This window comes from Sphingobacterium sp. UBA7253 (assembly GCF_002472745.1).
Lineage (GTDB): Bacteria > Bacteroidota > Bacteroidia > Sphingobacteriales > Sphingobacteriaceae > Sphingobacterium > Sphingobacterium siyangense.
Map to the genome: position 1 here is coordinate 1 of NZ_DKSP01000152.1, position 3,887 is coordinate 3,887.

Annotated in this window: 5 protein-coding genes; all 5 read right to left on the reverse strand. The window is 37.8% G+C overall.

Annotated features, from left to right (window positions below; translation table 11 throughout):
• Positions 1-64: 64 nt before the first annotated feature.
• Positions 65-730 carry a hypothetical protein gene (locus tag B2X72_RS16030; protein ID WP_120332516.1) on the reverse strand — a complete coding sequence of 222 codons (666 nt, stop codon included), beginning with the start codon at positions 728-730 and terminating at the stop codon, positions 65-67.
• Positions 731-898: 168 nt separating this feature from the next.
• Positions 899-1,894 (reverse strand): hypothetical protein, encoded by a 996-nt coding sequence (locus B2X72_RS16035; protein WP_145327881.1) that lies wholly within the window; start codon positions 1,892-1,894, stop codon positions 899-901.
• Positions 1,895-1,912: 18 nt separating this feature from the next.
• Entirely contained in the window at positions 1,913-2,587 is a 675-nt protein-coding gene (locus tag B2X72_RS16040; RefSeq protein WP_088162302.1) for a hypothetical protein, read from the reverse strand.
• Positions 2,584-2,922, reverse strand: coding sequence for a PadR family transcriptional regulator (locus B2X72_RS16045; protein WP_075993510.1), 339 nt, complete (start codon positions 2,920-2,922; stop codon positions 2,584-2,586). The genes B2X72_RS16040 and B2X72_RS16045 overlap by 4 nt, the downstream gene beginning before the upstream one ends.
• 366 nt (positions 2,923-3,288) lie before the next feature.
• Positions 3,289-3,887 (reverse strand): hypothetical protein (locus tag B2X72_RS16050; protein ID WP_286850628.1); only part of this gene is annotated, 599 nt, incomplete at its 5' end.

Here is a 3,887-nt window from a genome sequence, read left to right on the forward strand (position 1 = left end):
AAGCATTAAAAAGGCCTAAGTAAAAAACTTAGGCCTTTTTAATGCTTGATTTGAACTCGCTAGATTAATGCAAATCCGTACGAAGTACTTTACTTTTGTTCAATGCTCGATTGGAATAGATGATATACACGGTGCCAACAATAGTTGGCATAATCCAAACCAGCGTTGAACCAAGCTGAATCCCAGCAACTAAAAATGCTGTCACCGACGCGATCAATGCGCCTACCATACGGCCCAAGTGACTGACCAGCCAGGCATTTTTCTTTTCTTTGAAACTTTTAAACAGCTGAAAATCCCGAATACTCATAAATGCACCAAAACCACCAAAAAAGACATATAAAACAGAATTTGCCACCTGTTGTACCAATCCAATTAGACCAAGACATAACATACCGACCGATACAAGTAGCATCGTGGCGGAAATCAGTTTGTCTTTCCAATCGGCCTGTTGTTTAATTTTACTGCGTAAAGTCAATGCGCGATTACCTGCTAGAATGAGATAGATGGTAAAGATACCGATCAAAAATAAAAATGTGTTTTCGTGGCCCGGCATCCTCGCAATAACAAGCGAAATTAAAGAACTAATCACCATCGCATAGGAAAATATAATCCCCATTTTCTTGTGCCCTGCTCCCCCCTTTTTTACAGCCACACTTATCAGGCCGGTAATCAATCCTATCCCACCAAAAAATGCGTGAACGTAGATCAATGTCTTAATTGTTTCTTCCATAGTTCTTCTTTAATAATTGTTTTTAGCTAATAATGGTATTGAAGCAAAAAGGCTAATGGTTATGCCCTGTTTAAAATAGATAGACAAAAAACAGCACTATTATGCCGTTTGCGACAATAGCCCAAATGTAAAAAATACCCTTTAATTATCTATATGTTTAAATAAAAATTACTCTTTTTCCTCACGGACGAGAAAATCATAAGAGTACCAGAATTTCAGGTGCCCATGGGAATTAAGGCCTCCTAGACTATAGCTAATGGGATAATCAAAGCTATTCTGTTGCAGTTCAAGTTCATTTTTATAATCAACGACAAGTTTTTTAATTTCATCCAGACCTGTCGCGCGTCTAATAAAACTTGTTTGACGTCCACCGCGCAGATAAACCAATACGTCGGACCCTTTTAATACCGTTTCGTCGGTTTTCGTCAGAAATTGATTGTACAGCAATTTTTCCAATACATTTTTAAGATCTCCTCGTGGAAAATCACTTTCTCCCATCATGATTGAGTGTGTACCATAGTTGACTGAGGAAACATAGTAGGGATTATAACCTGTATTTTTTAACTTCCCAAGTGCATCCCTATTAAAAGCCTGTTCATAGTCTTTCAGATCCGCATGGAGACTAAATGTAATATGTTCTCGACGCAACAACAGGCTATTAGCTCTTTTTATCGTGGTGGAATCATGGTGACGGACCAATTTGAGTACACTATCTACGTCAGGGCTATTATTAAGATGGTAACGTATTGCCCTATAATCGAAAAATGCCCCTACCGATGATTGCTTCAAAACAGCCGGTTCCCCCTTGCTTTTCTTCGCGAAAGCTCGCACAGCATCAAATCCAGGAATAATATGAATGGGAGATAAAGTGGGTTGTGTAGAAGAAATTGTGCTTTTGAAAGGTTTATAATAGTTACGAAGGGAAGTTAGTTTTAGTTGCGGTGTGGTATCTTTTAATCCCCAAACTGTCCCCAAATAGAAGTTTTTATTTGTGGTACCATCCACGTAAATCTGGCTAACCGAAAACCCGACGGAACGCCCTTCAAATTGATACCTTTTAGCCATTGTTCCACCACCGACCTCCGTGGAGTCAAAGTCAATATCTTCTTTGTCACAGCTGGACAAAAAACAAATGCTTAGTAACAACAGGAAAAGATATTTCATAATTTAAAAAATTAATCGTCAGCTCTGGTGCAGCACTTCGATCTCATCTACCCGTCGGACAATGGCCTTTAGATTCTTTTCAAATATATACAAAATTCCTAATCCAACATACATAAAAATAAGAATAACAACACGATACAAAGCTAAAGGAATATAATTAACGATCCATTCAGAAGAAACCAACCCGATGATCAAAACCATAATCGGTATCGTTAAACCAAGATAATTGCGATAAACGCAGTATTTGCTCCCTCTAGGCCGATGCCGCAATAAGTATACTGGAATATAAAAAACGAGTGTACCGATCATCCCTAATTTTAATCCGGTCCAAAAAGCATCTGCATCGAGCGGCACAAAATAATAGAACAATGTGAAGTACACGATATAAATTGCACTATGCCAATGCTTGACGAATTGTAAAAAATCAGCAGGAAATTTATTGATCTGTTTACGTTGCAGATTCAATTCATAGCTAGCGGCAATGTTTCCAAAACCTGCCGCTCCAAAACTGGCATAAGCGAGATCAATGGCTCGATTGAAATATATACCGGCATCTGAAGACATGAGTTCCTCTACCTTACAAGCAAAGTGATCCAGAATTTCAAGTTGAACATCAACATAACGATATCCTTTAGAACGAATAAAATCCATCAGAATACCTAATTCCGCTTTGGTCAATTTCTTTTCTGTCATGATACAATTGGTTTAGTGTTCAAGATAACCTGTAACTTCTCCACAAAGGTCAACGCATCTTTCATTTTACTTACCTGAGCTTTTTTTCCCTTCACTGTCAGGGAGTAATATTTTCTTGCTCTTCCATCGACTACTTCTATTGCTGTATCCAGGAGTCCTTCCGCTTCTAGCTTATGTAATGCAGGGTAGAGCGCTCCCTCAGTCAGAATAAACTCTCCTCCGGTTAAGAGTTTTACTTGTTGAGTCATTTCATAGCCATACATTCTTTTCGTTCCAGACAATAGCTTTAGAATAATCGTTTGTAAAGTGCCTTTTAATAACTTCGTATCTTTCATTCGTTCATCTTAAACAATTAATTAAATATACCTAATTTTCTTATATATACAAAAATATAAGAAAACTATGATACAGCAGCTTGCATTTTAACCGCCGCCATTAGTTATGGCCCTTGCACTGCCTTTTGACTGGACTGCTTCGGCCCTGCTTTTGCAATTAACCAATCAAATTCCTATGAATCGCCTAGTGTTTACCTCGTGAACCAGATAAACATTAGGTCTCAGGTAGGCGTTTACGAGGAACAAGAGTGAACAAAGGCACTGGCAAGAGCAAACAATGGCAACGGCAGGGATACAGGGAAAAAGCCGCTAGAGCTGGGAACTCCAAACGGCTTTGCATTAACAATTATATATAGAATGATATGATTATCCCGCTTTCAGGAGATCAACAATAAGACGATCTCTATTTTCATTCAATGAGGGATAAAATTGATTTAAATCAACCAATATGATCGGCATACCCCTATTTTCGGGTTTATACAAGACATTATCTACCAAGTCCCGACAGAAAACTAACGATTCATTATCCGTGAATACTTCTTTTGACCTTTTGAGGAAACTATCAAAAAAACGTCTTGGATTATTGATGATTTTAAGATGTTCCTGGTTTGGAAAAACCGTACTGGAGAGATCTAGCCTTCGAGAAAATATAACGTCCTTCAATTCCGCATGACCGAAATTTATCAAGGGAGTTTTTAATGGTTTGGCTTTTTTGAGAATAAAAAGATTGGTAGAGTATAAATCTTCTGTAAAAGGAATTCCATAAAACCATGAAGAACTGATCTTTCCTTTAAAAACCACATGAACCAAATTTGTCCCATCGAAAGTTGTTTTGTCAAATGTATTGTAAAGAAAGGAGGACTTTTCAATTTTTAAATTTCCAATAATGGCTTTCGAAAAATCGTTCGCTTCGAATGTACTTTCCATCCAAAGCCCAGATTCCTGAAAAACAACAGACTGAAAGT